Origin of the sequence: Bacillus sp. XF8, assembly GCF_017498755.1 — a bacterium.
Taxonomy (GTDB): Bacteria; Bacillota; Bacilli; order Bacillales; family Bacillaceae_G; genus Bacillus_A; species Bacillus_A bingmayongensis.
The window spans coordinates 1-1,303 of the sequence record NZ_JAGDQK010000116.1 but is presented as its reverse complement, the minus strand read 5'-3'; the positions used below and the strand labels follow the sequence as shown (position 1 = coordinate 1,303).

Below are 1,303 nucleotides of genomic sequence, written 5' to 3'. Positions count from 1 at the left end.
ATCCATTTTCTTTATTCCTCATTAGTACCTGAGAAATTTTTATTCTTACTGGATGCATTAAGACTTCAACTTTATTATCCATAATGTTCTCCTTGTTTGTGTTTATCGATTGTTTTTCTATTTACCATCAATTACATTCTTATTATAAATAATGAGAATGGGTATTGCAATGCACTCCTTTTAAAGTTATTATTATCATTATCAATAATGATAATAATAACTTTAAAAGGAGTCTTAAAAATGCAACTGCACTATGGGTTTGATGAATTAAAAAATATTGACTTAATGGCTTTTATCCCCATAATATTGCCGTTTATTGCGGTAGGTACCTTATTAGCTTTAATTGCATTAATTGATCTATACAGACATAGAAAAACTAGAAAAAGCGTTCTGATTTGGACATTTATTATATTTTTTATTAATACACTTGGTCCAATTCTGTACTTTGTTATAGGGCGAAAGGAGAGTGAGAGAATATGAAATTGGAAATCAAAAATGTGACGAAAATATTTAAAGAAAAAATCGCTGTTAATAATTTCTCGATGGAACTGCAATCGGGAGAATGTGTCGGCTTGATTGGACCGAATGGAGCTGGGAAATCAACATTAATAAAAGTGGTTTCAGATATTATCGACCCACACGCGGGCGAAGTTTTGCTGAATGGGAAAAAAATTTCGAAAATGAAAAGGGAAATAGGCTACCTGCCACAGTACCCTAACTTTTTTCATTGGATGACAGCGAAAGAAACACTTACGTTCATGGGACAACTTTCTGGATTGCAAAAAGAAGAATTAACAAATTCAATACCTGAAATTTTGACAAAAGTTGGACTAAGTGGTGAAGAAAATTTAAAAGTTGGCACATTTTCCGGTGGAATGAAACAGCGACTCGGTATTGCACAAGCACTATTGCATAAGCCTTCGCTTATTGTCATGGATGAACCAGTATCCGCATTAGATCCCATCGGCCGAAGAGAAGTGTTAAATCTGATCAAAGAAATAAAAAAAGATACAACGATTTTATTATCAACCCATATACTGGGTGATGCGGAAGAAATATGCGAACGATTTGTAATTATAAAAAACGGATCAAAAATAGAAGATACAACAATCACCGAATTGTTAAACTGCAATAGCAAAGATAGGATAAGCTTAGAAATCACAGCGAAAGATCAAAATTGGATTGACATTGTAAAAAGATTACCTTATGTAAAGGAGATAGAAATCATTGGGCATAAAATCAAAATAAAAGTTAATAACATCGAAAAAAACAAAAATATGTTACTAAAAAATGCACTTGAGCA

At 32.2% G+C, this 1,303-nt stretch carries 2 protein-coding genes and 1 pseudogene; 2 read left to right on the top strand and 1 reads right to left on the bottom strand.

What is annotated here, in order from left to right:
* Positions 1–82: pseudogene (locus tag J4P91_RS28640) on the bottom strand (transcriptional regulator); the annotation flags it as partial.
* Positions 83–240: 158 nt separating this feature from the next.
* Between J4P91_RS28640 and J4P91_RS28635 the strand changes: the two are divergent.
* Together J4P91_RS28635 and J4P91_RS28630 are read left to right on the top strand one after the other, a co-directional pair.
* Positions 241–480 carry a PLDc N-terminal domain-containing protein gene (locus J4P91_RS28635; RefSeq protein WP_207996790.1) on the top strand — a complete coding sequence of 80 codons (240 nt, stop codon included), beginning with the start codon at positions 241–243 and terminating at the stop codon, positions 478–480.
* On the top strand, positions 477–1,303 hold an 827-nt coding region (locus J4P91_RS28630), incomplete at its 3' end, for an ABC transporter ATP-binding protein (protein ID WP_207996789.1). The genes J4P91_RS28635 and J4P91_RS28630, both read left to right, overlap by 4 nt.

Bases quoted from the DNA above. Each gene is read 5' to 3' on its own strand.
- J4P91_RS28635 (WP_207996790.1), top strand. From the start codon at position 241: ATGCAACTGCACTATGGGTTTGATGAATTAAAAAATATTGACTTAATG.